Source organism: Isoptericola maris (assembly GCF_048065335.1).
Classification (GTDB): Bacteria; Actinomycetota; Actinomycetes; order Actinomycetales; family Cellulomonadaceae; genus Isoptericola; species Isoptericola rhizosphaerae.
The window spans coordinates 91,748-117,029 of record NZ_JBLUNY010000010.1 but is presented as its reverse complement, the minus strand read 5'-3'; the positions used below and the strand labels follow the sequence as shown (position 1 = coordinate 117,029).

The window sequence follows — 25,282 nt, the reverse complement described above, 5'->3', positions numbered from 1 at the left end:
ATGAGCCGTGCGGGGCGGCGGCCGGGCCCGCGGGGGGGCCGCGGCGGGCCCCCGCGGGGGCCCCGGGGGGGGCCCCCGCTTCGTTCACTCCGCCGGCACCGACGACGAGCGGCGCAGGACGTCGCGCTGCACCGGGCTGTAGAGCTCGGCGACCGCTGCGGCGACCGTGGCCCGCAGGGCCGGTGGCGCGGTCTCCGGGCTGCGCCAGTGCGGACCCCCGTCGGTCAGCAGCGCCGCGACCCGGTCGCGGGTCGCCTCCGACGCGTCCGGCCCCAGGTCGTCGAACGCCCGCCGGGTCCCGGCGGGCTCGGTCACGACCATGGCCCGCAGCCGGGTCAGGTGTTCCGCGCCGGAGATGCGAGCGAGGATGTGGACGAGCGAGCGGTCCGCGGCCGAGAGCTCTGCGGCGATCGCCTCGAAGCCACGGGGCGTGTCCGGCGGGGCGTTCTCCCGCAGGATCGCGGCCACGTCCGAGCGCGCACGCTGCAGACGCTCGAGGTCGGCCTCCAGGGCCTGGTCGACACCATGCAACGCCAGGGTCTGACGGCGTTCGACATCGGCGACCTGCGCGAGCGGGACACCCAGCTCGGCGAACCGCCGCAGGCGGATCAACCTGACCAGATGGTGCACCCGGTACTGCTTGTACCCGTTGTGCCGTCGCTCCGGCACCTCGAGGAGCCCCACGGCGTGATAATGCCGCACGGTGTTGACCGTCGTCCCCGCGAGAGCCGCCAGCTCCCGGGTGCTCCACTCCATGACGTCCTCCTCGTTCGGCGAAAGGGTGGGGCCCCGCCACCGGGTGGGGTACGCCGCCGCGCGGTGATCCCACCCGCCCTCCTGGGTAACGTCTCATCGAGCGCCCGCGCTCGGCGTCGGTGAGGACTACGTAAACGTCCCGTCGCTTGACCCTGTGGTCGGCACACAGCGTTCGCTGAGATGCGAGGTGCGCCGCGTACGGCGCACCCGGAGCGAAGGAGCACCGTGCCGACACCCACCGTCGTCCTGGTGCACGGAGCGTTCGCCGACTCGTCGAGCTGGAACGAGGTCGTCGCCCGCATGGACGAGGACGACGTGCCCGTCGTCGCCGTCGCGAACCCGTTGCGCGGACTCGCCGAGGACGCCCGCTACCTGTCGGACGTCCTGGACGCGGTCGCGGGAGAGGTCGTCCTCGTCGGGCACTGCTACGGCGGGATGGTGATCACCGAGGCGGGATCGCGCGACGCCGTCACCGCGCTCGTCTACGTGTCCGCCTTCGCACCCGACCACGGCGAGAGCGCCGACGAGCTCTCCCGCCGGTTCCCGGGGAGCACGCTCGGTGACACCGTCGCGAGATACCCGGTCCGGTCGGGCGGGCGGGAGCTCGTCGTCCGGCGCGAGGCGTTCGCCGACCAGCTCGCGGCCGACGTGCCGAGGCCGCTCGCGGCGGCGATGAGCGTCACGCAGCGACCGGTGGCCGAGGGCGCGTTGTCGGACACCGTCGAGAGCACGGTGCCCGCATGGCGGACACGTCCGAGCTGGTTCGTCTACGGCGACGCGGACCGGAGCATCCCCACGGCCGCGCTGCGGTTCATGGCCGACCGGGCCGACGCCGTCGTGCGCCGGGTGCTCTGGGACGGGCCGCACGCGCTGGGGGTCTCGCGGCCGGACGACGTCGCGGACGTCATCCTGGAAGCCGTGGCCGCCGTCGGCACCGGGGGCCGGCCCGCGGACTGAGCGTCGTGCGGACCGGCCCGGCGCGCCGCTGTAGCGTCGTGCCATGAGCACACTGACGAAGGCCGAGGCGCTGAAGGCGCTCCACGAGGCCCCCGAGATCCTCCGTGTCGTGAACGTCTGGGACGCGATCAGTGCACGCACGGTCGCCGACCTGCCCGGTACGCGAGCGATCGCCACCGCCGGGCACTCCATCGCCGCGAGCCACGGGTTCGCGGACGGGGAGATCCCCTTCGACGTCGCGCTGACCGCCGTGGCGCGGATCGTGGCGGCGACCGACCTGCCGGTGACCGCCGACCTCGACGCGGGGTTCGGCGACCCGGGAGAGTCGGTCCGCCGCGCGATCGGCGTCGGTGTGGTCGGCGCGAACGTCGAGGACCGCCTGGTGCCGCTGACCGAGGCGGTGGCAAACGTGGAGGCCATCGTGCGCGTCGCCGAGCAGGAGGGCGTCCCGTTCCAGCTCAACGCGCGCACCGACGCGCTGGTGCGCGGTGGCGACCGTCCGCTGACCCAGAGCCTCGACGACGCCGTCGAACGTGGTCGGGCGTTCCTCGACGCCGGCGCGAGCCTCGTCTTCGTGCCCGGCATGCTCGACCGCGAGTCGACCCAGCGGCTCGTGGCCGGTCTCGGGCCGCGCCGGCTCAGCGTCATCGGCGTACCGGGGGCGTTGACCGCGGCCGAGTACGAGGAGCTGGGCGTCGCGCGCATCTCCTACGGCCCGCTCACGCAGCGGGTCGCGCTGCGCGCGCTGCGCGACCTGGCCACAGACCTCTACGGCGACGGCGTCGTCCCCGAGGACACTCCTGCGCTCAACTGAGGTGCGGCCGGCGCTGTCAGCGCGGCCGCACCTCCGGTCGCGTTGTCAGCGCGGCAGCGTGGCAGCGGCGACCACGACGCTGTTGACCACGACGGCGGTGACCGTCCGGGTGACCGCCTCGGCGGAGGCCGCGGCTCCCCAGCTGCCGTCCTTGAGCTCCTCGGCACGCCCGATCACGGGAGAGGTCCACGGGATCTCCGGATCGAGCTGGGGCAGGGTGCCGCTGCCGTAGAGCAAGGCAGCGAGCGCGGCGGTCCGCGGGGTCGGCTCGACCCGGTCGACGAGCACCGCGCGCACCTCACCGAGCAACCTCGCCCTGCGGCCGCTGTCGCCGTCCTCGATGGCCGTCGTCGTGAACAGACCGAGGGTCTTGCGGGTGCGCCGACGCAGATCGCCCCGTTCGACCAGCCGGTCCAGGATCGGCTGGCGCAGCGACGGGCCCGTGGCCGCCAGGACGGTCTGCACCCCCCGGGGCTTGTCCGCGACATACTCCCAGCTCGTCCGCAGGAGCGGGTCCACGGGCGGACGCTCGCCGGCGGCTCCGACGAGCAGCGAACCAGTCCGGCCGCGCAAGGTCTGCACGTGGTCACCGAGGGCCAGGTCGGCGAGGACCGCCCCGGCGAGCACGTAGTACAGGGTGCCCTCGCCGGCGATGGTTCCCGAGCCGGGCTGGAACAGCAGCAGGAGGAGATCCTCGGCCAGCATCGGCTCGCCGGTCCGGGTCGGGTCGTCGGCGCCTCGTGTGGCGGCCCGCGGGTTGTCCGGGTGCTCAGTCGTCATCTGTCGTGTCCTTCTCCTCGGGCTCTGGCACGGTCCGTTCGAGGTCGGTCGCCAGCGTGTGGGCGCGCTCGAGGACGTCGAGCTGCGCAGGGTTGTACAGGTCGTTCAGGGCATGGGCCAGGGTCTGCGCGGCGAACGACGGATCCTTGGCCAGGTGGGCCATCGGGTCGGTCAGCCACGGGTAGTCGCGGTTGTTGCGCAGGATGACCGGCGCCAGCCTGTCGACCAGCCGGCGCCGGGTGTTCTCGTCGGCGTCGGCGGGCAGCTCGTCCAGGTCGGCTCCGAGACCGTCGGTGTCTGCCTCGACGAGCTTCTGGATGTCGCTGAGCGCCGACTGGTCGTACAGCTGGGTGTAGATGTGGACGATGGACCGGTCCGCCTCCGAGAGCTGGGATGCCACGGACTCGAATCCGGCCGGGACGTCGGCCGGCACGTCGTCGCGCAGGATGACGGCGAGGTCCGCCCGCGCCTTCTCGAGCCGCGCGATGCCCTGCTGCAGCTCCGCGTCGAGGGCTTGCAGCACCTCCGAGGCGCTGTCGGCACGGGCACGGACGTCGCCGATCTGGGCGAGCGGCACACCGAGGCTGACCAGGCGCCGGATGCGGAGCAGGGTCACGAGGTGATGCACGTCGTACTGCTTGTACCCGTTGGACCGACGCTCGGGCTCCTCGAGCAGCCCGGTGCGGTGGTAGTGGCGGATCGTGTTCACCGTCGTGCCCGCGCGTTCGGCGAGCTCTCGGGTGCTCCACGCCATGTCGTCTCCTGTCGCTCAGCCGAGTGGCGGGCCGCCCTCCACCGGGTGGTCTCACCCGCCCAGGAAGGACTTCAGGGCGTCGTTCACCTCGTCGCCGTGGGTCCACAGCAGCCCGTGCGGCGCGTCCTGGACCTCGACGTAGGTGGCCTCGGGCAACGCCTGACGGAACCGCCGAGCGGTCGCATCGATCGGCAAGATGTTGTCCTTCGTGCCGTGCAGGATCATCGTCGGCTTGCCCGCAGCACGCACCGCCTCGACATCACCGCGGAAGTCCTCGATCCAGGCCGGCACCACCGCATACGCAGCAACCGGAGCGCTGGCCACGGCGACGTTCCAGCTGGCCTGGACCGCCTCAGGGCTGATCAGCGAACCGAGCGTCTCGTCCAGGTTGTAGAAGTTCTTGAAGAACTCGGTGTACCAGGCATACCGGTCACCCCGAGCAGCCGCGGCGATACCGTCGAAGACCTCCTGCGGCACCCCTTCAGGGTTGTCCTCACGCTGGACCAGGAACGGCTCGAGCGAAGCCAGGAACGCCAGCTTCGCGACCCGCTCATGACCGTATCGTGCGACGTAGCGCGCCAGCTCCCCGGTCCCCATCGAGAAACCCACCAGCACCACATCACGCAGGTCCAGGGTCTCCAGCACCGCGTTCAGGTCTGCGGCGAACGTGTCGTAGTCGTAGCCGTGGTGCACCTTCGTCGACTGGCCGAACCCGCGCCGGTCATAGGTGATCACCCGGTAGCCCTGGTCCAGCAGCTCCCTGGTCTGACGCTCCCAGCTGTGCCCGTTCAGGGGGTAACCGTGGATCAGCACCACCGGCTGCCCGGCGCCCTGGTCCTCGTAGTACAGCTCGACGGGCGCGCTGTTCTCGTTCCCTACCGTGATGTAGCCCATGGTCCTGCTCCCTTCGGTCCCGGCCGACGACGGAGACGACCGCTGGCCCCCAGTACATTCCCTGTGCCAACAACACAGTCAAGCCCTCCGTGCCGACGTCGACTTCCCAGGAATACTTGAGAGTTCAAGTCAGTTGCCGGAATCATGAGCAGACCACTTCTCGCAGCGGACACGGCCATGGGTGCCGTCACCCTCAACGTCGCCGACCTGGACGGCATGACCGCCTACTATCGCGACGAGGTGGGCCTGACCGTGCTGGAGCAGACCGGACCCGTCGTCACGCTCGGCCGGTCCGGCCGCGCCGTCGTCGTCCTGGCACACACCCCCGAGCTCCGGCACGCCTCACCCCACGAGGCCGGGCTGTTCCACACCGCGATCCTCTTCGACACGGAGGCGGCCCTGGCCGCCGCGGTCCACTCGGTCGCGCGCCGCCGCCCGGAGTCCTTCACCGGGTCCGCCGACCACCTGGTCAGCAAGGCGTTCTACTTCGACGACCCCGAGGGCAACGGCGTCGAGCTCTACTGGGACCGTGACCGGACGCAGTGGAGCTGGACGCACGGGCAGGTCGAGATGGGCACGGTGTTCCTCGATCCCGGCGCCTACCTGCGCGAGCACCTCGACGCCGACGGGCTCGCCGGCGACCCGGTCGGTGACGCCCGGGTGGGGCACATCCACCTCTCGGTCGGCGACGTGACGACAGCCCGCGACTTCTACGCCACCCGCCTGGGCTTCGACGTGACGATGGCGTTGGGCGACCAGGCGGTGTTCGTCAGCGCCGGCGGCTATCACCACCACATGGCGATGAACGTGTGGAAGAGCCGCGGCGCGGGTCCTCGTCAGCAGACCCTCGGGCTCGGCCGGGTGGACATCGAGGTGCCCACGGCCGACGACGTCGCCGAGCTGGTCGACCGCATGAAGCACCACCGCGTCCCGGTCCGCGACGACGGCCGCACGGTCAGCATCGAGGACCCCTGGGCGAACGCGGTCAGCATCACCGCCACCCAGGGCCGGGAAGGGAATTCGTGACGCACGACCCGCACGCGCGGGTCGATCCCGACGACAGCCTCGGCCGGGCGTCGGTGTGGCGGGACCTCGTTCTCGCCACCCACGTCCTCGAGACCGCGCTGGACCGGCAGTCGCAGCGGGAGGGCGGTGTCTCGCACGGTCACTTCAAGATCCTGGTGCTCCTCCACGCCGCCGAGGGCCACACGGTCGGGCTCAAGCGCATCGCCGAGACCTTGCGTTTCTCCCCGAGCCGCATCAGCCACGCCGTGACCGCCCTGGAGCGCCAGGGGCTCGTCGAGCGCCGCCCGGCGACGAGCGGACGGCGTGCCTACGACGCCGTCCTGACCGGCGAGGGACGCCGCGTGGTCCGTCGGGTGCTCCGCTCGCAGCGTCGCGAGATCCGCGACCCGCTCCTGGACGAGCTCGGCGGACCTGGCACCGCCGCCCTCGGCGACCTCAGCGCACGCATCATCGCTCGGTTCGGCGAGGGCACGGGCGAGGGCTGACGGTCACCGCCGCAGCGCGCGCCTCGCGAGGGAGTTGCCGAGCCACTGCACGAGCTGGACGATCACGATGATGATCACCACGACGATCGCCGTCACGGCCCAGTCGTACTGCCGGTAGCCGTAGACGATGGCGAAGTCGCCCAGGCCGCCACCGCCCAGGTAGCCGGCGATCGCGGACATGTCGAGCACGCCCACGAACAGGAACGTGTAGCCCAGGATCAGCGGCGACAGCGCCTCGGGCACGACGACGGTCCGCACGATCCGCAACGGCGAGGCACCCATCGCTCGGGCCGCCTCGATCACGCCCGGGTCGATGGACACGAGGTTCTGCTCCACCAGCCGGGCGAACACGAACGTCGCCATGATGCACATCGCGAACGTGAACGCCTCCATGCCGATCGTGGTCCCCACGAACGCCCGGGTCAGCGGCCCGATGGCGACCAGGAAGATGAGGAACGGCACCGGCCGCACGATGTTCACGGCCACGTTGAGCACGGCGAACACGCCGCGGCTCGCCAGCAGGTTGCCAGGCCGGGACAGGTACAGCCCGAGCCCGAGCAGCAGGCCGAGGAACCCGCCGACGGCCAGGGTGATCAGCACCATGAACATGGTCTGACCGAACGCCTCCCACAGCAGGGGCACCAGGTCGGGTCTCATCGGTCGTTCCCTCCGACGGCGGGCGCCGCCGCCGTGCCGTGGTCGACGACGGCGGTCACGGCGCGCAGGCCGTCGAGCGCCGCCCGGACCGCGGCGTCGTCCCCGACCAGCTCGAGGGTGAGCGACCCGTAGGGCCGCTCCGCCACCTCGGTGATGCCGCCGTAGACGATGGTCCCCGCGACCCCCCGTTCGGCGAGGACACCCATGACCTGCGCGGACGAGCCGGCGACCTCGTCGATCCGCACGGTGACGATGCGGCCGGGGTGGCGCGCGCGGAGTCGGTCGAGCACCGCCGTCGACGGCACGTCCCGCAGCGCGGAGGCGACGAACCGCCGGGTCACGGGCTGCCGCGGCGCGCTGAACACCTGGTACGCGTCACCGATCTCGACCACGCGGCCGCGCTCCATGACGGCGACCCGGTGGCAGATGGACCGGACCACCTCCATCTCGTGGGTGATGACCACCACGGTGATGCCGAGCTCGCGGTTGACGCGCTGCAGCAGGGCGAGGACGTCCGCCGTCGTCTCCGGGTCGAGGGCGCTGGTGGCCTCGTCGGCCAGCAGGATGGTGGGGCTCGTCGCGAGAGCTCGGGCGATGCCGACGCGCTGCTTCTGCCCGCCGGACAGCGCCGAGGGGTAGGACGCGGCCTTGCCGGAGAGGCCGACGAAGTCGAGCAGCTCGGCGACGCGGGCGTCGCGGTCCGCGCGGGACCAGCCCGCCACCTCCAGCGGGTAGGCCACGTTGCCGGCGACCGTGCGGGATCGCAGCAGGTTGAACTGCTGGAAGATCATGCCGATCCCGGCCCGCACCGGCCGCAGCCGCGCCTCGCTCAGCCCTGTCAGGTCGGTGCCGTCGACGACGACGGAGCCCGCCGTCGTCGTCTCCAGCGCGTTGACGAGCCGCACGAGCGTGGACTTGCCGGCGCCGGAGTAGCCGATGACGCCGAAGATCTCGCCCGCCGCGATGTCGAGCGTGACGCCGTCGACGGCACGGACGGGCTCCGTACGGCGCCGCGCTCGGCCACGCGCAGGGAACTCCTTGACCGCGTCGCGGAAGCTGATGATGGTCTCGCTCACGGTTCTCTCCTTCCTGGCAGACCCGCCCTGCTCCGCGAAGTAGAGCCGTGTGTGCTCGAGAAGTGCGTCAGGGGCACTTCTCCGGTACACACGGCTCTACTTCGCGGGACCGATGGCGGTCACTCGGCGGCGAGGTCCGCCTGGATCCCGTCGAGGACGGCCTGCAGGTCGGCCGCGTCGTTGTCCTTGATGACGCCCGTCCCGCCGGAGGCGTCGAGGACGCCCTGCTCGATCTCCTCGGTGTGGAAGATGTCGACGAGCTGGTTGAGCGTCTCGTCGTCGGCGTCGGCGGCGCGCGACACCCACACGTTGATGTACGGCTCGGCGGCGGACGCGTCCGGGTCGTCCGAGTAGATGGCGTCCTCGGCGGTCAGGCCGGCGTCGCCCACGAAGTCGTTGTTGACGATCGAGGCGTCGACGTCCTGCAGCGCGAGCGCCGTCTGGGCAGCGTCCACCGGGGTGACGGTCACGCGGGACTCGTCGGCCAGGACGTCGGCCGGCGTCGAGAACGAGCTGCCGCCGTCGCGCAGCGCGACGAGGCCCGCCTCCTGCAGCACGAGGAGCGCACGCGCCTGGTTGGTGTCGTCGTTGGGGATGGCGACCTCGCCGCCGGCCGGGATCTCCTCGACGCTCGCGTGCGCCGTGGAGTAGAGGCCCAAGGGGTAGACGGCGGTGGCGCCGATCGGGGTGAGGTCGTCGCCGCGCGCGTCGTTGTAGCCCGCGAGGAACTGGAGGTGCTGGAACTGGTTGAGGTCCAGGTCGCCGTCGCTGAGCCCCTGGTTGGGGAGCTGGTAGTCGGAGAAGTTCACGATCTCGACCGTGATGCCCTCCGCCGCCGCGGCGTCGGCGAACGTGTCCCAGTAGGTCTCGCCGGAGGAGACGACGCCGATGCGGATCGGGTCCTCGGCGGTGCCGCCGGCGACGGCGGCCTCGGCACCTCCGGAGCAGGCCGCGAGAGCGAGGACGGAGGCGGCCGCGCCGGCCGCGAGCAGGGTGGAGCGTACAGACATGGGTGGGTCCTTCCACGGGCACGACGGCAGCACGCCGTCGGCGGTCTCGAACAGAGGGAGAGCAGGCGGGCCGCGGCCATCAGCACGCGGCGGGCGCAGGGAGAGTGGGTGCCGTCAGCGATGCCCGACGGCGGTGCGGAGCGCTGTCAGCGCACGCACATTCGGGTGCTCCGCATCGCGGCACGGCACATCCGTCCGCGCAGCGTGGTGCGCGCGGTGCGGGGTGCGGTGGTGTCGAAGCGGTGCATGGCTCAACGAGAACACCACGAGGGCCACTTCTCCAACTCCGAGGGGCCAAAATCTTGCCATGCGGACGCCGGTTGTCTCGCCATTCAAGAAACCGCTGGTGAGCGGGGCGCAAAGGACCCCTCGCACACCCACCAGAGCTCACTTACCCTTGCTGCCTTCCGGCCCTGGGGGAGTTCGGCGAGATGGTGCCGCACGAGGGGTCTGTCCACAGCCTAACGGAGGGAAGCCGCTGATTCGAAACCGGGTCCCCCGGCAGGGTCCGAGACGAGGGTCACGCCGGGACGATTCGGAGAAGACCGCACCCGTCGGCTATTCTGCTGGGGTTGCCTGCGCCGTCGTGCGCGGGTGGCACCAGAGGAGGATTCGCCTAGCGGCCTATGGCGCACGCTTGGAAAGCGTGTTGGGTTCACGCCCTCGGGGGTTCGAATCCCCCATCCTCCGCCAGCCTCACGGGCAGAACGCCGGGCGGCTCCGCAAGGGGCCCCCGGCGTTCGGCGTCTCACCGCCGGGTCCCGGCCCGGCTCGGCCGACGAGCGGTTCCGGCTCGTCGACCACGCGGTCACCCCGGCCGGCGTCGCGTGACCGCCGTCACCCCTCGACGACGAGCACCTCGTCCTGCGATCCCTCGGCGCACGCGGCAGGAATCCCGTCCACGACCTCCAGCGGAACCGGCACGGCAGCGAGCTCGACGTCCTCACCCACCTGCACGGTGCCCAGCCCCGGTGTGGTCACGGAGGGCCGGGCATCACGCAGCACGAACTCCGCGTCGTCGGCGAAGACGAGGAGCTGCGGCGGCGCGTCGGCCTCCATCGCCAGGCAGCCCCCGGGGCCGCTGATGAGCATGCCCGAGTAGTCCTGCGCGCCGCCGTCGGGCACCTCGGTCGCCAGCAGGCCGATGGGCCCCTCCCCCTCGGCCTCGACGACCAGCAGGTCGCCACCGGTCGCACCCTCCGTGGACCCGGGCGTCGAGCTCTCGCCGTCGGCAGACGGCGTGGCGCCCTCGGGTTCTGTCGCGGTCGCGTCGGGCGCGGCGCCTCCCTGGTCGCCTCCGGCGTCGTCGTCCGTACAGCCGGCCAGGGCAGCGACCGCCACCACGCCGGCGAGCACCATGCCGTGCACACGAGCTCGTGCCACGATCCGTACCTCCAGGCTCCGAAGTGTCGTCGGCCGCGCCGATCGGTCGCGGCCGGGACCAATATGGCATGCCCCGTCGCCGCGCCTCCGTGCTCGTCCACGGGACGTCGTCGTCGACCGATGTGCTTGGATCGGTTCATGCCCCGCTTCGAGATCGGTGACGACGACTTTCTGCTCGACGGCCGGCGCCTTCAGATCGTCAGCGGTGCCCTGCACTACTTCCGCGTCCACCCCGACCAGTGGGCGGACAGGATCCGCAAGGCCCGGCTCATGGGCCTGAACACGATCGAGACGTACGTCGCCTGGAACGTCCACTCCCCCGACCGCGGCACCTTCCGCACCGACGGCCCCCGGGACCTCGGCCGGTTCCTCGACCTGGTCGCCGCCGAGGGGATGCACGCCATCGTCCGGCCCGGCCCGTACATCTGCGCCGAGTGGACCGGTGGCGGCCTCCCGGCGTGGTTGTTCACCGACCCGGGCGTGGGCGTGCGCCGCGCCGAGCCGCGTTTTCTCGCCGCGATCGAGGAGTACTACGCGGCCGTGGCCCGGATCGTCGCCCCGCGGCAGGTCACCGCGGGCGGTCCGGTGCTCATGGTGCAGGTCGAGAACGAGTACGGCGCCTACGGCGACGCCCCGCCGGACGAGCGGCAGCTCTACCTGCGCGCCCTCGCCACGATGCTGCGCGACCCCGGCATCGACGTCCCGCTGTTCACCAGCGACCAGGCGAACGACGAGCACCTGGCCCGCGGCGGCCTGCCCGAGCTGCTGCGGACCGCCAACTTCGGCTCCCGCACGCCCGAACGCCTCGCCACCCTGCGCCGCCACCAGCCGACCGGCCCGCTGATGTGCATGGAGTTCTGGGACGGCTGGTTCGACTCCTGGGGCCTGCACCACCACGTCACCGCGCCGGGGACCACGGCCGACGACCTCGACGACCTGCTCTGCGCGGGCGCGTCCGTCAACCTCTACATGTTCCACGGCGGCACCAATTTCGGGTTCACCGCCGGCGCCAACGACAAGGGCACCTACCGCCCGATCACGACGTCCTACGACTACGACGCCCCGCTCGCCGAGCACGGGGCCGCGACCGCGAAGTTCCGCGCCCTGCGCGACGTGATCGCCCGCCACCGCCCGGTCCCCGACGAGGTGCCGGCGGAGGCGCCGTCCGCCCCGGAGCTCACCGTCACGATGGGCCGCCGCGTCCGGCTGGACGACGTCGTCGACGCCCTCGGCGAGACGCACCACGTCGACCACCCGCCCACGCACGACGACGTCTCCGCCTGGGACGGGTTCGTCCGCTATCGCACGCGGATCGCTCCCGACGACGCCGTCCTGGTGGTCGACGACGTCCGGGACCGCGCGCTCGTCGCCCTCGACGGCGAGCCGGTCGGGCTGCTGGACCGCACCACGCACGCCACCGCCGTCGCCCTGCCTGCCCGCGCCGGCGAGCTGACGCTGCTCGTCGAGGACCAGGGCCGCGTCAGCTACGGCCCGCGCATCGGCGAGCCGAAGGGCCTCGTCGGCACGGTGCGCACCGCCGTGCGGGAGGTCACCGGCTGGGACGCGACCCCGCTCCGGTTCGCCGACGACGGCGGAGCGTTGCGCCGGGAGGTCACGGACGCGTTGCGTGCAGCGCCGCCCGTGGGCTCGGACCTGCCTCTCGCCGGGCCGGTCCTGACGCTCGGGACGTTCGCGAGCACCGCGGGTGCCGACCACTTCCTGAGCCTCGACGGCTGGACCAAGGGCGTGGTGTGGGTCAACAGGTTCTGCCTCGGCCGCTTCTGGAGCGCGGGGCCGACACGGACGCTCTACGTCCCGGGTCCGCTGGTTCGGGCCACGGACAACGAGGTCGTGGTGCTCGAGCTGCACGGTGCGCACCACCGCACGGTGCGGATGGTCGCCGGACCCGGTCTCGGCCGGTCCGAGGAGTGAGCACCGCACCCTTCACCCTGTGACGGGCATCACGGCATCTCGGCCGTTGCCCGAGCAGACATCGACCGGACGCGAGACCGAACCAGGCGAATTGGCTCGATCGTGACGATATCGTGACGAACCATTGCCTCCGTCTCGGTGACCGCGTCGCCCTCCGCCTCTACGATGGCAGCCATGATCTTCAAATCCGTGGGCGATGGGCGTCCGTACCCCGACCACGGCCGCGAGAGCACCAACGACTGGTCGGACGTCCCACCGCGCCAGGTCCGGCTGGACGAGCTCGTGACGACCAAGCGCACGCTCGATCTCGACGCCCTGCTCGCCGACGACTCCACGTTCTTCGGCGACCTCTTCGCTCACGTGGTCGAGTACCGGGGAACCCTGTACCTCGAGGACGGGTTGCACCGTGCCGTCCGGGCCGCGCTCCAGCAGCGGCCGATCCTGCACGCCCGCGTCCTCGCCGTCGGATGATCGCTCCCGTTCCCGGAATCTCAGGTAGTTTCTTCGCGTGACGTCACCAGCCCAGGACCCGGCGAGGGTCGCCCGTCGTCGGCGCAAGCACGAGCGCCAGGCGGTGGTCTTCGGGCTCATCATCGCCTTCCTCGTGATCCTCGGCCTCGGTGCGCTCGCCGTCTACACCGAGACCATCGACGCGCCGTTCGCGGAGCCGATCTACACCCCGAGCGCCCAGTCGACGAGTATCGCTCCGGCCTGCCTGCCCACCGACGAGGACTCTCCCGAGGGCGTCCTGCCGACGGCGTACGACAAGGTCCGCGTGCGGATCTTCAACGCCGCCGACGACCGGTTCGCGCTCGCCGGCGCCGCCGACGACGTCCTGTCCGACCGCGGCTTCGACGTGCGCGACACCGGCGACTTCCCGAGGCTGATCGACGGGCCGTCCGAGATCCGCTACGGCGCCGAGGGCATCGTGCAGGCCTACACGCTGGCGGCACAGTTCGAGGACGTCGAGCTGGTGATGGACGACCGCGGCGGCAAGTTCGTCGACCTCCTGATCGGCGTCGGCTGGACCGAGCCGGTGCCGCCCGAGGAGGTCACCCTCTCCGCCGACGAGCCGCTCACGAACCTGCCGGGCTGCGTCCCCGCCGAGGAGCTCGAACCGGTCGAGCGTGAGTACGGCCGCGGCCGCGGCCCCGACGAGGCCTGATCCCCGTCACGCTGCGCGCACGAGCAGCCAGGCGAGCAGCCTGGACCGCGTCGACCCGTCGTCGATGCGCTCGTCCGGCAGCTCCCGGGCGACGTCCAGCGCCGCCGCCGCGTCCTGCGTGCCCAGCAGCGCGGCGTACATCAGGAGCTGGTCACCGAACATGACGTCCCACGTCGCCGGGTCCGCCCAGAAGTCGTCGGTGCCCAGCGCCTCGGCGAGGTTCTCCCGCACCCGGGCCGGGTCTTCGCCGAGGTAGACCGAGACCTCGGTGACCGGCAGCACCACGATGCCGAGCGCCGCGCTCGGCTCGGCCGAGAACCAGGTGGCCCGCTCACGTTTGCCGTCCCACACGAGCGACGTCACCGACGCCTCGAGCCCTGCCGTCGCCGGGTCCGCGGTGTCGAAGTCCGTCCAGTAGGCGCGCGCCGACGCCGCCTCGAGCGAGAGCATCCAGCGTGCTTGCTCACGCATCCCGCCGTCGTCCAGCCCGGCCGCCGCGCGCGCCGCGGCCCAGAGCGACAGGCCGTGCCACGCCGCGACCGCCTCGGAGGCCGACTCCTGGTTGTTCCCGTCAGCGAAGGGAGACGGTCCCGAGGCCCACGAGTGCCCCATGACGACGTCCAGCACCCGCAGGCCGGGCAGGGGCGCACCGTCGCCCACCGGCACGTCGGCGCCCGCCGACACGTCGGCCGCGAGCAGGTCGAGCACCGGCGCCAGGTCCGCGGCCAGCTCGCCGTCGTCCGCGGAGACAACCCCCGCCGCGTACAAGAAGTAGCCGTAGTGGAAGTGATGGTCGTTGCCCTCCTCCGAGCCGAACGCGGTCGCCTGCCCGACGACGGTGCGCAGGTCCGGCTCCCAGGTGAAGCAGCGCTCGGGCCGGTTCACACAGCCGTCCGCCTCCGTCCAGGTGCGCAGGTCCGCCACGACGCTCTCGCGCAGGTCCGCGGCCACGTCGTCGAGCCCGAGGTCCCGGGCAAGCACCCACAGGTCGGCGTCGCGGGCGAGCGCCTTGCCACCGAAGTACGTGTCCGCCGGCCGCACCTCGGCCAGCACTGTCGCGGCGTCGGCCCGTACCTGCTCGGCGAGCTCGTCGCGCGCGGCGTCGTCGAGCCCCGAGACGTCGGGCCCGGGCACCGGTCGACGAGTCGGCGAGCGCCAGGCCGTGGTCGAGGCGAGACACAGCTCGACCGTCCCCCGCACGGTGGCGTAGGTGCCCAGCCCGCAGGTGCTCGCGGAGCCGCCCGGGCCGGCCACGGCGTCCTGCTGGTGCGGCCAGCGGACGACGACGGCGGGGCCACCCGCGCCGGTCTCGTACGTCACCGAGGTGGTCACCTGGTCCGCAGCGACCTCGTACCCGACCGCGGTGCCGACGACCGGGTCACGCACGGCCTCCACCAGGTCCACGAGCGACTCCGGGTCCTCGCCCGCATCCGGGGCGACGAGCCAGGACACCGAGTCACCCGCGGCCAGGCCGAGCGTGGCGCCCGCTCCGTCCAGCACGCCCGTGACGTCCAGGTCGCCGGCCCCGACGAGCACGTGCGCGCGGCCGTCCACCTCGGCGGTGGCGACGTCGTCGGGCAGGTCGCCGGCAGCGCCGGTGAACGCGACGCCGAGCCCGAGCTCCTGGTCACCGGCGGCCGTGTACCGCAGCACGGGCGAGCCGCGCACCAGGTGTAGCGTGCCGAGCACCATGCCGTCGCCTGCGACGAGGTCGACGCTCACCGTCGCGGCGTCGTATCCCGTGACGATGCCCGTGACCGGCTCGCGCAGGTCCATCTGCACCCGCGGGGCGTACGGGCCGGCCAGCACGGCACCCTGCGCCCGCACGGCGGGCAGCCCGTACGCGAACCCGGACGCGGTGAGCCCGACGGCGAGCGGCAGCGGGAACACCGGCTGCGGCGCGTCGCCGAACACCAGACCGGAGAACCACCGGTTGGTCGGGGGTGCCAGACCGTCCGCGAGCCGCATCGGCATGTCGCCGCGGTCCACCGTCGGCAGCAGGGTGGGATCCACGTCCGGTGGCGCGGCGCTCGTCACCCCCGTGCCCGACGACGGCGCCGCGGCCGGGGCGGACGTCGTCGTGCAGCCGGCGACCAGGCTCGCCACCACGCAGGCCGCGACGACGAGCGCGGCTCCCCGGCGCGTCACAGCCCGATCCTCTGCAGGAACCGCTGGAAGGCGAGGTCGACGCCCGCCCACGGGCCGTCGTCGCGCAGCTCGACGCTCGCGACGACGGGCGTGCCGGGCTGCACCAGGTCGGCACCCGCCCGCTGCGCGAGCGTGGTGCTGTCGACGACGACCGTCGCCTCCGCCCGGTTGCGCGAGCTGCTCACGGCGATCGACGCGACCTCGCCGGGGACCTCGCTCTGGTCCGGCAGCGTGATGCGCACGTACGCCCCGGGCTCGATCCGGGCGAAGTCCGCCGGGTCGAGCAACAGCCGGGCGTCGACCGCCGTCGACCCGTCGCGGTGCAGGGTGGCGACCACCTCCCCCGACTGCACGAACCCGCCCGGGGTGCCGGCGATCTGCGAGACCACGCCGTCGACGGGCGCCACGACCGTCATCTCGCCCTCGTCGCTGACCTCGTAGGAGGCGTTCCGGCGCGAGACGAGGCCGACGGACAGGTCGTGCGCGAGCAGCAGGCTGCGCATCGTGAACAACGGGTCGCCCTGGGAGACCTCGTCCCCCGGCTCCACGTGCGCCGACACGACGGTCCCCGCGTAGTCGGCCCCGACGGCGACCTCCTCCGCCACGATCGTCGCCTGCGCCGACGTGGCTTGGCTCATCCGGCGGTTGAGGACCAGCGTCAGGGTGGCGCACAGCGCGAGCACGACGACGACGCCGACGGTCAGCTTCAGGCGGGTGGCCCAGGTCATGCGGCACCTCCCGTGACGACGGCCCGGTGCTCGCGCACGGCCGTGAGGAGGAACCCGCCCAGGATCACGGTGTTCGTGACGTTCCAGGCCACCGACAGGTTCGGCAGCAGGTCGTCGCGGTACTGCCACACGCCCACCACGGACGTCACCAGGAGGAACACGAAGCAGAGCGTCTGCGGCACGATCACCTCGAACGGGCTCGTCCCGCGGCCCACCCGGCCGGTGACCGCCCAGGCCTGCTGCTTGCCCGTCAGGGCGTTCCAGAACGCCTTGACGTAGATGGGCCAGGACACCGCGGCGAGCAGCAGCACCTCCCAGCGGAACGACCCGAGGGTGAAGAAGGCGATCGCGATCTGCAAACCGTAGAAGCCGAGGTAGTACAGGGCCCAGGTGCCCACGGACACGTCGAGGCGCATCGGTGCCAGGCCCAGGTAGATCTGCAGCGGCGGGACGAGCAGGAGCAGCAGGGGCGCGATCCCCGACAGGTAGTGCGTCGAGGTCACGAAGTACTGCAGGCGCTGGTCCAGCGTGAGGTTGCGCCGCGGAGACAGCGGGTTGTGCTGGAGCAGGATCTCGAACCCGCCCGTCGCCCAGCGCAGCTGCTGCTTGGCGTACGCCACGATGGTCTCCGGAGTGTCCCCCACGGCCAGGGTCTGCGGGATGTACACCGACCGCCACCCGCGCTCGTGCAGGTGCAGGGACGTCCAGACGTCCTCCGACTTCGAGTCGGTGCACATGCCGCCGATATCGTCCACGGCCGCCCGCCGGAACACCACGTTCGTCCCCACGCAGAACGCCGCGTTGAACCGGTTGCGGCCCGGCTGGACGAACCGGTAGAAGACCGCCTGCATGTAGCCGGCGCCCCGCGAGATGAGCGAGTTCATGTTGCCGTACGTCTGCGGCGACTGCACGAACGCGACGTCGTCGCGCACGAAGAACGGCACGGTCTCGACCAGCAGCTCGGGGCGCGGCACGAAGTCGGCGTCGAGGATGACGAACAGGTCGCCCTTGGCGATGCTCAGCGCGTGGTTGACGTTCCCGGCCTTCTGCCCGCCGCTGGACAGGCGCCGGATGTACCGGGCCCCCAGCGTGGCCGCGAGGTCCCGGACCCCGTCCGAGCGACCGTCGTCGAGCACCCACGTGCGGTGCTCGCCGTGGATCGCGACGGCGGCACGGACAGTCCTGGCAATCGTGTCGAGGTCCTCCCCGCAGGTCGTGACGAAGACGTCGACGGTGACGGGGCGGTCGTGCAGGAACAGCCGCCACCGGGTCGGGTCGTCGGTGGCGCGGTCGCGCAGGATCTGCGGGGCGTCGAAGAGTCGCTCACGGGCCTGGTGGTACGCGAAGTCCCGCGGGTCGTAGCCGGAGGAGAGCACGGTCCACATCGCCAGCAGCGCGAGCACCAGCAGGACCGACTCGGCGACGATCACCAGCGCGTAGGGCAACCAGTCGCCGCGGTGGTCCGGGTCGAGCAGGAACACGGCGTAGGCGACGGCGCCGATCGTCGCCAGCATCATCACGAGCATCAGCGACGGCGAGTGGGCGGCGGCGTTCGCGTCGCGGCGCCGGGCGGCCGCCTGCGGGTCGCCCTGGACGGTGGTGGCAGGTCCGGTGGGCGCCGGCCCGACCGGTGGCGGCAGCTCCGGCGCACGGGGATGGAGGGTGGAGGTCATCGGACGGTCCCCTTCGCGAGGCACGGCGGTGGGTCGAGCATGACGTCGGCACTGCACTTGCCCCCTGACGACGAGAGGTGGATCCCCCTCCTCGGGGAACCCACCTCGTCGTCCGCTCACAAGTTAGGCCAGTGCCGACGTCCTGTCACGGGGTGAAGCGCTCGCCGCGCAGATCTACACCAAGCGGAAATCGCGCCGTTCGCTCCCCGCAACGCGCCGTTCTCATTCCGTCCCGCTCCCCTTTCCGTTGTGGGCGCGATTCTTGGCCCGTTTTGTACCTTTTGGGGGCTTCTTTGGCCCAGGAATCGCGCCCACAACGGCTGCCGGGTCGGTCAGAGCTGGGGTGCGACCTCCCGGGCGATGAGGTCCAGGTGGTCCAGGTCCTGCTGGTCCAGCACCTGCAGATACACCCGCTCGACGCCCTGGTCACGCAACGACGCGAGCCGGTCCACCGCCTCGCTCACCGTCCCCGCGATGCCGTGCTCGCGCAGCTCGGCCGGCTCACGACCGATGGCCGCGGCACGCCGGGAGAACTCCGCCTCGTCGGCGCCCACCGCCACCACCAGCGCGACCGACTGCGTCAGAGACTCCGGCGTGCGACCGGCCGCCGACAGCGCCTCGTTGATCACGCCGATCCGCGGTCCGATCGCGTCGAGCTCCGGGAACGCCTGGTTGTACTCGGAGGCGAAGCGGGCGGCGAGCGCCGGGGTCCGGCGCGGGCCGCCACCACCGACGATGACCGGGATCCGCTCCTGCGTCGGCTTGGGCAGCGCCGGGGAGTCCGTGAGCGTGTAGTGCTTGCCGGCGAAGTCGAACGTCTCCCCCACCAGGGTGCCCCACAGGCCCGTGAGGATCTCGAGCTGCTCCTCCAGGATCCCGAACCGCTTGTCCGGGAACGGGATGCCGTAGGCGGCGTGCTCGGCGGCGAACCAGCCGGTGCCGAGCCCGATCTCCACCCGGCCGCCGGACATCTGGTCCACCTGGGCGACCTGGATCGCGAGGACCCCGGGGTGGCGGAACGTCGCCGAGGACACGAGCGTCCCCAGCCGGACCGTCGTCGTCTCCCGGGCGATCCCGGCGAGCGTGGTCCACGAGTCGGTGGGTCCGGGCAGACCGTCACCGCCCATCGCGAGGTAGTGGTCGGAACGGAAGAACGCGCTGAAGCCCAGCTTCTCGGTGGCCTGGGCGACGGCGAGCTGGGTGTCGTACGAGGCCCCCTGCTGGGGCTCGGTGAAGATGCGCAGGTCGAGGGTCACGGTGCTCCTGGAGGGTGGTTCGGCGATGGTGCTTGTGGTGCGGTGGTCGCTCGCGGCTCAGTCGTGGACCGGGCTCTCGGTGCGCGTCCGCTTGAGCTCGAAAAAGTGCGGGTTGGCGGCCAGCGTGACGGCGGCGTCGAACAGCTCCACGGCATCTTGTCCGCGCGGCACGCGCGTGAGGACCGGGCCGAAGAACGCGACGCCGTCGACGTGGAACGTCGGCGTGCCGACCTCGTCGCCGACCGGGTCCATGCCCGTGCGGTGGCTGGTCGCGAGCGCGTCGTCGTAGGCGTCCGACGTCGCGGCGTCGGCGAGCTCGGCCGGCAGGCCGGCCGCGGCGAGGGCTTCGGCGATGACCGTGTCGAAGTCCGTTCCGCCCTGGTCGTGCCAGCGCGTACCGAACTCCGTGTAGTAGCGGCTGAAGGCCTCGTCACCGTGCTCGACCCGCACCGCGGCGGCGACGCGCCCCTGTCCCTGGCTGGCCATGACGCGCTCACGATAGGACTCGGGGATGTCCTTGTCCTTGTTCAGGAGGTACAGGCTCATCTGCTTGAACGTGAGGTCGACGTCGCGGTGCTTCGCGACCTCGAGCGCCCAGCGGGACGTCACCCAGGCGAACGGGCAGGTGGGGTCGATGTAGACGTCGACGACGGGAGGGGTGGTGTCGGTGGAAGTCACGTCCAGCACAGTACTCCGGGACGCGAATCGGTTCGAGGCCGCCCGGTCCGGTTACGCTCGGGACGTGCTCCAGACTCTGCGCGACATCCGCTGGGCGAGCATCCTGACCGTCCTGGTCGCCGGAGCCTTCACCCTGGTAACCCTCGTGGCCGCGCTGCGCGGGCGGGTGTGGGCATGGGTCCCGTTCACGCTCTCGGCTGCGATCCTCGTGCGCGAGCTCCGCTACCTGCAGCGTGCCCGACGGCAGCCCGCCGGTTTCGACGAGCCGGACCGTCGCGCGGGACGCAGCTAAGGGTGCTACCTCGGCGAGCGCCGCACTACCTCGCGCCGTCGCGCATTACCTCGGCGCGCGCTGCACCACCTCGCGCCGGGGCGAGACCGCGGGCCACGCCCGCCGTCGCCAACCGCCCTGCGAGGAACAGCCCGAACCACGTGCACGCCAGGAAGCTGCCCAGCATCAGCGTCACGAACGTCACCAGGACAGCCGGCGCCATCGCGCCCATGTCGAACGCCACCCATCCCGAGGCGACGTACGCCGCACCGAACACCAGCGCGTCCACGAAGAACAGCCAGGGCCGCCAGACGCGGTAGCGGGTCACCAGGAACGCCAGCTCGACGGCGGCGCCCGCCATCAGGCACGTGACGACCGAGTAGACGCCCACCGGGGAGGCGGACGACACGACGCCCGCCACGAACATGGTCAGGATCCCCGCGCCCGGCCGTCGCAGCAGCGCCATGGCGAGCACCGGCCCGATGATCCACAGCCCCACCATCGGCGCGTAGGCCATGGGTGCCGCGGCCGCGAGCGGCGCGCTCACGAAGTTGGCCGGGACGAGCAGCACCCCCATGGCGGCGCCGATGGCGGCGCACGTCATGAGGTAGCGGGTGGTGACGGACTTCATGAAGGCCTCCGAGGCGGGACGGGTCAGGCGAGGGTGACGGTCGCGGCCAGGACGACGCACGCCGCGCCCCCGGCCCAGAACGACAGGAGCAGGACGACGTCGCGCGCCCCGAACGGGACGGCGGTGCGCTCGGTGCGGGTCGGGTGGGCGCCGAACCCCCGGGCGTCCATCGCGAGCGACACCCGTTCGGCGTGCCGGATCCCGCCGGCGAGCAGGGGCACGACGTATCCGGCCTGTCGGCGCACGGCCACCACCGGCCCGCGGCCGGGCGCGACGCCCCGGACACGGTGAGCCCCACGGATCACCTCGAGCTCGTGACCGAACCGGGGCACGAACCGCAGCGCCGCGAGCGCCGCGTACCCGACGCGGTAAGGCAGGTGGAGCTGCTGGGTCAGCGCCCGCACGAGCTCGGCGCCCGACGTCGTCAGGCCGCCGAGCAGCACGAGCATCATCAGCGCCACCGTCCGCACCGCGGTGGCGAGTCCGACGGCCAGGGCGCCGGACCGCACCTCGAACGTCCCGACGGTTGCGAGCAGCGCCGTGCCCTCGACGAGCGCCGGGTCGGTGAGCAGGCCGAACGAGAACGTCATGACAGCGCACAGCACCACCGCTCCCCCGGCGATCGCGGCGAGCACCCGCGGGCGCAGCCGACCCATGCCGGCGAGCACCGCGAAGGCACCGAGCGCGACCAGCGCCGGCGTGAGGACGTCGCGAGTGGTCACGACGTAGACCATGACGGGGACGGGGCCGAGCACCTTGACGAGCGGGTTGTACGAGCGCAGGTCTCCCAGGCCGGTCATGCGTCCACCTCCGCGAGACGCGCCGCGGGCAGGTCGGCCAACCGGGTCACGGCCCGCCACGCCGGGTCGCGCAGGGCTCGGGTGGCGCGCGCGAGCGGCGGCGTCCGCAGCCCGGCGGCGGCCAGCACCGCGTCGTCACCGAGCACGACGGCGGGGCTCCCGTCCGCGACGACGCGCCCGTCGGCCAGCACCACGACGCGCGTGGCGTGCTCGGCGACGAGCTGCATGTCGTGGCTGACCACCACCACGGTGGTGCCGTCGTCGTGCAGAGCCGTCAGCAGGTCGAGGAGCTCGACGGCGCGCTCGCGGTCCTGGCCGTACGTGGGCTCGTCGAGGACGAGCACGTCGGGCCGGCAGACGATCGCCGTGCCGACGGACAGCCGGCGCTTCTGCCCGCCGGAGAGCCAGAACGGGTGGCGGTCGCGCAGGTCGCCGAGGCCGAAGCGGTCCAGGACGTCGTCCACGCGGGCCGCGATCTCGCCGTCGGGCACCCCGCGCACCCGCAGGCCGTGGGCGAGCTCGTCGTCGACGCGGCCGGTGACGAACTGGTGCTCGGGGTTCTGGAAGACGAAGCCGACGGCGGGGGGGCGGGCGGGGCGGCCCCCCGGCCGGGGGGCGCCCCCGGGCCGGCGCACGGAGCCGGCGACGGCGCGGCGGCGGGGCCGCAGGACGCCCGCGACGATCTGGGCCAGCGTCGTCTTGCCGGCGCCGTTGGCACCGACCAGCGCGAGCAGGTCGCCGCGCGCGACGTCGAGGCTGACGTCGTCGAGCACGGTCCGGCCGCCACGGCGGAGCGTGAGGTGGTCGACGCTGATGACGGCGTCGCGGGCGTCCGGCGGCCGGTCCGGCGGCGGCCGGTCCGGCTCGCCGACCACCGGCGCCGGGAGGGTGACGGCGTCGAGGGCGGCGGTGAGCTCGGCCGGGGTGAGCGGCAGCGGGTCGATCGGCACGCCCGCCGCGCGCAGCCGCAGGGCGGCGATCGTCGTGGTGGGCAGCCAGACGCCCAGCTCGGCGAGCAGCTCGGCCCGGTCAGCGAGGACCTCGCGCACGGGGCCGGTGGTGGCGACGCGCCCGGCGGCGTCGAGCACCACGACGCGGTCGGCGGCGTCGACGGCGGCGTCGAGGTCGTGCTCGACGAGCAGCACGCCCCTCTCGCCCGCGGCCGTCACCGACCGCAGCGTGGCGTAGAACTGCTCGACGCCGTCGGGGTCGAGGTTGGCGGTGGGCTCGTCGAGCACCAGCAACCGGGCGCCCACGGCGAGGGCGCAGGCCAGCGCGAGGCGTTGGCGCCCGCCGCCGGACAGCAGCGCCGGGTCGTCCTCGCGGCGCTCCCACAGGCCGACCTGCCGCAGGGCGTCCTCCGCGCGGGCGAGCACCTCCGCGGGCGGCAGGCACAGGTTCTCGGGGGCGAAGCAGACCTCGTCGAGCACCGAGCCGGTGACCACCTGGGCGTCGGGGTCCTGGAAGACCATCGCGACGTCGGCGGCGAGCAGCGGCGGGCGCGTCTGGGCGACGTCGTGGCCGCCCGCGGCGACCTCGCCGGTGACGTCGGCGGCGACCGCGTGCGGGACGAGCCCGTTGGTGGCGAGCGCCAGGGTGGACTTGCCGCAGCCCGACGGCCCGAGGAGCAGCACGACCTCGCCGGGTCGCACGGCGAGGTCGACGCCGTCCGGGGCCGGTGCGCCGAGCCGGTGGCCGCCGTCGTCGAGCGGCAGGTGGTGCCGCACGCGCAGGCCACGCAGCTCCAGCAGGGGGGAGGTCACCTGGTCAGGATAGGCAAACCTCACCCCTCCTGGCGAGGGTCGGTGACCCCCCTCACATCTGAGCGGCACTTCGCGCTCTGTCCGGCACCTCGAAGTGCCGGGCAGAAGACGAAGTGTCGGACGGACGCCGCGCGCGACGCGGTCTCGTCCGGGAGTAGCCTCCTGCACATGACTGCCGTTCGGACGCACACGCACGCCCAGGCCGTCGACGCCGCCATCGACCTGTTCTCCCGCCAGGGGTTCGAACAGACGACGGTCGAGGAGATCGCCGACGCCGCGCAGGTCAGCCGCGCCACCTTCTTCCGCCGCTTCCGTTCCAAGGAGGACGTGATCTTCGCCGATCACGAGCTCCTCCTCGAGGAGGTGGTGGTCATGCTCGCCGCCACGCGGCCCGAGGCCCGCGAGACCGACGACGCCGGTGGCCGCGAGACCGCCTGGAACCCCGCCGTCGACCCCTACCTGGAGGTGTGCCGGGCCGCGCGGCTCGTGTTCGACCACCACGTGGGCCAGCGCGAGACGTCCCTCGCCCGCCACCGCCTGCTGCAGCAGGTGACCGCGCTGCGCGACCGCGAGCTCGTCACCACGCACCGCTACGAGCGCGCGTTCACCGCCTACCTGCGCGACACGCTGCCCCCGGACCGGTCGAGCACCACCATGTCGATCGCGTTCGCGGCCTCCGTCGTCGCGGTCCACAACGCGGTGCTGCGCCGCTGGCTGCGCAACCCCTACCTCGACCTGCGCCCCGACCTGGAGGAGGCGTTCGCCGAGCTGCGTCGCGCGGCCTGGGCACCCGGGGCCGACGGCGGCACCCCGGCCGACCCTGCGGGCACGGCCGCGCCCGGGGCCGCCGTCCCCACGAACCGTCGCGTCGTGGTGGCCGTCCTGGACCAGGACGCCGACGCCGACGACATCGCGCGGGCCGTGCGCGACGTCCTGGCCTGAGGAGCGAGATGATCGACTGGCTCTTCAGCGCCACGTTCAGCGTCGGCGCCGAGCAGGTCCTGTGGCGCGAGGTGATCGGCAACGCGTTCGGGCTCGCGTCGGCGCTGGGCGGGATGCGTCGCAAGGTCTGGGCGTGGCCGGTCGGCATCGTCGGGAACCTGCTGCTGTTCACCGTGTTCCTCGGGTCCCTGTTCGGGGACGCGGACCGCGTGGACATGCTGGGCCAGGCGGGGCGGCAGATCATGTTCATCGCCGTGTCCGTCTACGGGTGGATGCGGTGGCGCGAGACGCGCCGTCAGGACCTGGAGGTGCGCGCCGACGGCAAGATCCCGGCGTCGGGCGCGGAGGGTGTGCACCCGCGATGGGCCACCTGGTGGCAGCGGCTCGGCCTGGTGGCGGCGCTGGTCGGTGGCACGCTCCTGCTCACGCCGCTGTTCCGGGCGCTCGGGTCCTACGAGCCCGTGTGGGCGGACGCCTGGATCTTCATGGGCTCGCTGCTGGCGACGTACGGCATGGCCCGCGGCTGGGTCGAGTTCTGGCTGATCTGGGTGGCGGTCGACGTCGTCGGGGTGCCGTTGCTGTGGAGCGCCGGCTACTACGCGACGTCGTTCATGTACATCTTCTACGGGGCGTTCACGCTCGTCGGGTTCTTCGTCTGGTGGCGGGTGCACCGCCGCGAGCAGGCGGCCGCCGGCTGAGGCCG

Annotated in this window: 26 protein-coding genes, 1 tRNA gene and 1 other RNA gene; 11 read left to right on the top strand and 17 right to left on the bottom strand. The window is 72.5% G+C overall.

Annotation, left to right across the window (positions count from 1 at the left end):
- Window positions 1-84: 84 nt before the first annotated feature.
- Entirely contained in the window at window positions 85-756 is a 672-nt protein-coding gene (locus ACH5HR_RS14470) for a MerR family transcriptional regulator (protein ID WP_402376835.1), read from the bottom strand.
- Window positions 757-981: 225 nt separating this feature from the next.
- Between ACH5HR_RS14470 and ACH5HR_RS14465 the strand changes: the two genes are divergently transcribed.
- Window positions 982-1,713, top strand: coding sequence for an alpha/beta fold hydrolase (locus tag ACH5HR_RS14465; RefSeq protein ID WP_416478487.1), 732 nt, complete (start codon window positions 982-984; stop codon window positions 1,711-1,713).
- Window positions 1,714-1,756: 43 nt separating this feature from the next.
- On the top strand, window positions 1,757-2,527 hold the full coding sequence (locus ACH5HR_RS14460) for an isocitrate lyase/PEP mutase family protein (RefSeq protein WP_416478486.1): 771 nt from the start codon (window positions 1,757-1,759) through the stop codon (window positions 2,525-2,527).
- A 45-nt stretch (window positions 2,528-2,572) separates the two neighbouring features.
- On the opposite strand, the gene ACH5HR_RS14455 is transcribed toward ACH5HR_RS14460, so the two are convergent.
- From ACH5HR_RS14455 to ACH5HR_RS14445, 3 genes are read right to left on the bottom strand one after another with little or no spacing between them, the layout of a single operon-like run.
- Window positions 2,573-3,307, bottom strand: coding sequence for a GOLPH3/VPS74 family protein (locus tag ACH5HR_RS14455; protein WP_402376842.1), 735 nt, complete (start codon window positions 3,305-3,307; stop codon window positions 2,573-2,575).
- Complete coding sequence (locus tag ACH5HR_RS14450) at window positions 3,297-4,061, bottom strand: MerR family transcriptional regulator (protein WP_416478485.1); 765 nt, start codon at window positions 4,059-4,061, stop codon at window positions 3,297-3,299. Before ACH5HR_RS14450 ends, ACH5HR_RS14455 begins: the two co-directional genes overlap by 11 nt.
- A gap of 51 nt (window positions 4,062-4,112) precedes the next feature.
- A complete protein-coding gene (locus tag ACH5HR_RS14445) occupies window positions 4,113-4,955 on the bottom strand; it encodes an alpha/beta fold hydrolase (RefSeq protein ID WP_416478484.1) in 843 nt (280 codons plus the stop codon).
- A 144-nt stretch (window positions 4,956-5,099) separates the two neighbouring features.
- On the opposite strand from ACH5HR_RS14445, the gene ACH5HR_RS14440 reads away from it, so the two are divergent.
- Both ACH5HR_RS14440 and ACH5HR_RS14435 read left to right on the top strand, forming a co-directional pair.
- Window positions 5,100-5,981, top strand: coding sequence for a VOC family protein (locus ACH5HR_RS14440; RefSeq protein ID WP_402376849.1), 882 nt, complete (start codon window positions 5,100-5,102; stop codon window positions 5,979-5,981).
- A complete protein-coding gene (locus ACH5HR_RS14435; protein ID WP_416478483.1) occupies window positions 5,978-6,466 on the top strand; it encodes a MarR family winged helix-turn-helix transcriptional regulator in 489 nt (162 codons plus the stop codon). The genes ACH5HR_RS14440 and ACH5HR_RS14435 overlap by 4 nt, the downstream gene beginning before the upstream one ends.
- Window positions 6,467-6,469: 3 nt before the next feature.
- Here ACH5HR_RS14435 and ACH5HR_RS14430 read toward each other — a convergent pair whose 3' ends face one another.
- From ACH5HR_RS14430 to ffs, 4 genes are all read right to left on the bottom strand, one after another.
- Window positions 6,470-7,123: a methionine ABC transporter permease gene (locus tag ACH5HR_RS14430; RefSeq protein ID WP_416478482.1), complete on the bottom strand. Its 654-nt coding sequence runs from the start codon at window positions 7,121-7,123 to the stop codon at window positions 6,470-6,472.
- Window positions 7,120-8,199 carry a methionine ABC transporter ATP-binding protein gene (locus tag ACH5HR_RS14425; protein WP_416478480.1) on the bottom strand — a complete coding sequence of 360 codons (1,080 nt, stop codon included), beginning with the start codon at window positions 8,197-8,199 and terminating at the stop codon, window positions 7,120-7,122. The genes ACH5HR_RS14430 and ACH5HR_RS14425 overlap by 4 nt, the downstream gene beginning before the upstream one ends.
- Window positions 8,200-8,318: 119 nt before the next feature.
- Entirely contained in the window at window positions 8,319-9,209 is an 891-nt protein-coding gene (locus tag ACH5HR_RS14420) for a MetQ/NlpA family ABC transporter substrate-binding protein (RefSeq protein WP_402376869.1), read from the bottom strand.
- Window positions 9,210-9,566: 357 nt separating this feature from the next.
- An RNA gene (gene ffs / locus ACH5HR_RS14415) (signal recognition particle sRNA small type) lies at window positions 9,567-9,663 on the bottom strand.
- A 151-nt stretch (window positions 9,664-9,814) separates the two neighbouring features.
- Between ffs and ACH5HR_RS14410 the strand changes: the two genes are divergently transcribed.
- A tRNA-Ser gene (locus ACH5HR_RS14410) sits at window positions 9,815-9,902 on the top strand.
- A gap of 144 nt (window positions 9,903-10,046) precedes the next feature.
- On the opposite strand, the gene ACH5HR_RS14405 is transcribed toward ACH5HR_RS14410, so the two are convergent.
- Window positions 10,047-10,592 (bottom strand): hypothetical protein, encoded by a 546-nt coding sequence (locus ACH5HR_RS14405; protein WP_402376872.1) that lies wholly within the window; start codon window positions 10,590-10,592, stop codon window positions 10,047-10,049.
- 138 nt (window positions 10,593-10,730) lie between these two features.
- Between ACH5HR_RS14405 and ACH5HR_RS14400 the strand changes: the two genes are divergently transcribed.
- The 3 genes from ACH5HR_RS14400 (at window position 10,731) to ACH5HR_RS14390 (ending at window position 13,689) form a co-directional block, all read left to right on the top strand.
- Complete coding sequence (locus ACH5HR_RS14400) at window positions 10,731-12,524, top strand: glycoside hydrolase family 35 protein (protein ID WP_416478478.1); 1,794 nt, start codon at window positions 10,731-10,733, stop codon at window positions 12,522-12,524.
- A 174-nt stretch (window positions 12,525-12,698) separates the two neighbouring features.
- The gene (locus tag ACH5HR_RS14395) at window positions 12,699-12,995 is read left to right on the top strand and encodes a type II toxin-antitoxin system VapB family antitoxin (RefSeq protein ID WP_402376877.1); all 297 of its coding nucleotides are present in this window, start codon (window positions 12,699-12,701) and stop codon (window positions 12,993-12,995) included.
- Window positions 12,996-13,032: 37 nt separating this feature from the next.
- Window positions 13,033-13,689, top strand: a complete 657-nt coding sequence (locus ACH5HR_RS14390; RefSeq protein ID WP_402376880.1) for a LytR C-terminal domain-containing protein — start codon at window positions 13,033-13,035, stop codon at window positions 13,687-13,689.
- Between the two features lie 6 nt (window positions 13,690-13,695).
- Here the strand turns inward: ACH5HR_RS14390 and ACH5HR_RS14385 are convergent, their stop codons facing one another.
- The 5 genes from ACH5HR_RS14385 to ACH5HR_RS14365 all read right to left on the bottom strand — a co-directional run bounded on the left by ACH5HR_RS14385 (window position 13,696) and on the right by ACH5HR_RS14365 (window position 20,172).
- Entirely contained in the window at window positions 13,696-15,837 is a 2,142-nt protein-coding gene (locus ACH5HR_RS14385) for a glycosyl hydrolase (RefSeq protein ID WP_416478476.1), read from the bottom strand.
- Window positions 15,834-16,565: an HlyD family secretion protein gene (locus ACH5HR_RS14380; RefSeq protein ID WP_416478474.1), complete on the bottom strand. Its 732-nt coding sequence runs from the start codon at window positions 16,563-16,565 to the stop codon at window positions 15,834-15,836. Before ACH5HR_RS14380 ends, ACH5HR_RS14385 begins: the two co-directional genes overlap by 4 nt.
- Window positions 16,562-18,238, bottom strand: coding sequence for a glycosyltransferase family 2 protein (locus tag ACH5HR_RS14375; protein ID WP_416478472.1), 1,677 nt, complete (start codon window positions 18,236-18,238; stop codon window positions 16,562-16,564). Before ACH5HR_RS14375 ends, ACH5HR_RS14380 begins: the two co-directional genes overlap by 4 nt.
- Before the next feature lie 332 nt (window positions 18,239-18,570).
- The gene (locus ACH5HR_RS14370) at window positions 18,571-19,494 is read right to left on the bottom strand and encodes an LLM class F420-dependent oxidoreductase (protein ID WP_416478470.1); all 924 of its coding nucleotides are present in this window, start codon (window positions 19,492-19,494) and stop codon (window positions 18,571-18,573) included.
- 57 nt (window positions 19,495-19,551) lie between these two features.
- Window positions 19,552-20,172, bottom strand: a complete 621-nt coding sequence (locus ACH5HR_RS14365; RefSeq protein WP_416478469.1) for a mycothiol-dependent nitroreductase Rv2466c family protein — start codon at window positions 20,170-20,172, stop codon at window positions 19,552-19,554.
- Between the two features lie 64 nt (window positions 20,173-20,236).
- On the opposite strand from ACH5HR_RS14365, the gene ACH5HR_RS14360 reads away from it, so the two are divergent.
- Window positions 20,237-20,464 carry a hypothetical protein gene (locus tag ACH5HR_RS14360; protein ID WP_416478467.1) on the top strand — a complete coding sequence of 76 codons (228 nt, stop codon included), beginning with the start codon at window positions 20,237-20,239 and terminating at the stop codon, window positions 20,462-20,464.
- A gap of 25 nt (window positions 20,465-20,489) precedes the next feature.
- On the opposite strand, the gene ACH5HR_RS14355 is transcribed toward ACH5HR_RS14360, so the two are convergent.
- Genes ACH5HR_RS14355 through ACH5HR_RS14345 form a run of 3 tightly spaced genes read right to left on the bottom strand, consistent with a single transcriptional unit; the run spans window position 20,490 to window position 23,637 of the window.
- A complete protein-coding gene (locus ACH5HR_RS14355; RefSeq protein WP_402376892.1) occupies window positions 20,490-21,074 on the bottom strand; it encodes an ECF transporter S component in 585 nt (194 codons plus the stop codon).
- Window positions 21,075-21,097: 23 nt separating this feature from the next.
- Window positions 21,098-21,874 carry an energy-coupling factor transporter transmembrane component T family protein gene (locus ACH5HR_RS14350; protein ID WP_402376894.1) on the bottom strand — a complete coding sequence of 259 codons (777 nt, stop codon included), beginning with the start codon at window positions 21,872-21,874 and terminating at the stop codon, window positions 21,098-21,100.
- The gene (locus ACH5HR_RS14345; RefSeq protein ID WP_416478465.1) at window positions 21,871-23,637 is read right to left on the bottom strand and encodes an ABC transporter ATP-binding protein; all 1,767 of its coding nucleotides are present in this window, start codon (window positions 23,635-23,637) and stop codon (window positions 21,871-21,873) included. The genes ACH5HR_RS14350 and ACH5HR_RS14345 overlap by 4 nt, the downstream gene beginning before the upstream one ends.
- A gap of 168 nt (window positions 23,638-23,805) precedes the next feature.
- Between ACH5HR_RS14345 and ACH5HR_RS14340 the strand changes: the two genes are divergently transcribed.
- On the top strand, window positions 23,806-24,579 hold the full coding sequence (locus tag ACH5HR_RS14340) for a TetR/AcrR family transcriptional regulator (RefSeq protein ID WP_402376899.1): 774 nt from the start codon (window positions 23,806-23,808) through the stop codon (window positions 24,577-24,579).
- An 8-nt stretch (window positions 24,580-24,587) separates the two neighbouring features.
- Window positions 24,588-25,277, top strand: coding sequence for a nicotinamide riboside transporter PnuC (pnuC, locus tag ACH5HR_RS14335; RefSeq protein ID WP_402376902.1), 690 nt, complete (start codon window positions 24,588-24,590; stop codon window positions 25,275-25,277).
- Window positions 25,278-25,282 lie beyond the last annotated feature (5 nt).

Bases quoted from the DNA above. Each gene is read 5' to 3' on its own strand.
- ACH5HR_RS14470 (WP_402376835.1), bottom strand. From the start codon at position 756: ATGGAGTGGAGCACCCGGGAGCTGGCGGCTCTCGCGGGGACGACGGTC.
- ACH5HR_RS14460 (WP_416478486.1), top strand. From the start codon at position 1,757: ATGAGCACACTGACGAAGGCCGAGGCGCTGAAGGCGCTCCACGAGGCC.
- ACH5HR_RS14455 (WP_402376842.1), bottom strand. From the start codon at position 3,307: ATGACGACTGAGCACCCGGACAACCCGCGGGCCGCCACACGAGGCGCC.
- ACH5HR_RS14450 (WP_416478485.1), bottom strand. From the start codon at position 4,061: ATGGCGTGGAGCACCCGAGAGCTCGCCGAACGCGCGGGCACGACGGTG.
- ACH5HR_RS14445 (WP_416478484.1), bottom strand. From the start codon at position 4,955: ATGGGCTACATCACGGTAGGGAACGAGAACAGCGCGCCCGTCGAGCTG.
- ACH5HR_RS14440 (WP_402376849.1), top strand. From the start codon at position 5,100: ATGAGCAGACCACTTCTCGCAGCGGACACGGCCATGGGTGCCGTCACC.
- ACH5HR_RS14430 (WP_416478482.1), bottom strand. From the start codon at position 7,123: ATGAGACCCGACCTGGTGCCCCTGCTGTGGGAGGCGTTCGGTCAGACC.
- ACH5HR_RS14420 (WP_402376869.1), bottom strand. From the start codon at position 9,209: ATGTCTGTACGCTCCACCCTGCTCGCGGCCGGCGCGGCCGCCTCCGTC.
- ACH5HR_RS14400 (WP_416478478.1), top strand. From the start codon at position 10,731: ATGCCCCGCTTCGAGATCGGTGACGACGACTTTCTGCTCGACGGCCGG.
- ACH5HR_RS14395 (WP_402376877.1), top strand. From the start codon at position 12,699: ATGATCTTCAAATCCGTGGGCGATGGGCGTCCGTACCCCGACCACGGC.
- ACH5HR_RS14380 (WP_416478474.1), bottom strand. From the start codon at position 16,565: ATGACCTGGGCCACCCGCCTGAAGCTGACCGTCGGCGTCGTCGTCGTG.
- ACH5HR_RS14375 (WP_416478472.1), bottom strand. From the start codon at position 18,238: ATGACCTCCACCCTCCATCCCCGTGCGCCGGAGCTGCCGCCACCGGTC.
- ACH5HR_RS14355 (WP_402376892.1), bottom strand. From the start codon at position 21,074: ATGAAGTCCGTCACCACCCGCTACCTCATGACGTGCGCCGCCATCGGC.
- ACH5HR_RS14350 (WP_402376894.1), bottom strand. From the start codon at position 21,874: ATGACCGGCCTGGGAGACCTGCGCTCGTACAACCCGCTCGTCAAGGTG.
- ACH5HR_RS14340 (WP_402376899.1), top strand. From the start codon at position 23,806: ATGACTGCCGTTCGGACGCACACGCACGCCCAGGCCGTCGACGCCGCC.
- pnuC (WP_402376902.1), top strand. From the start codon at position 24,588: ATGATCGACTGGCTCTTCAGCGCCACGTTCAGCGTCGGCGCCGAGCAG.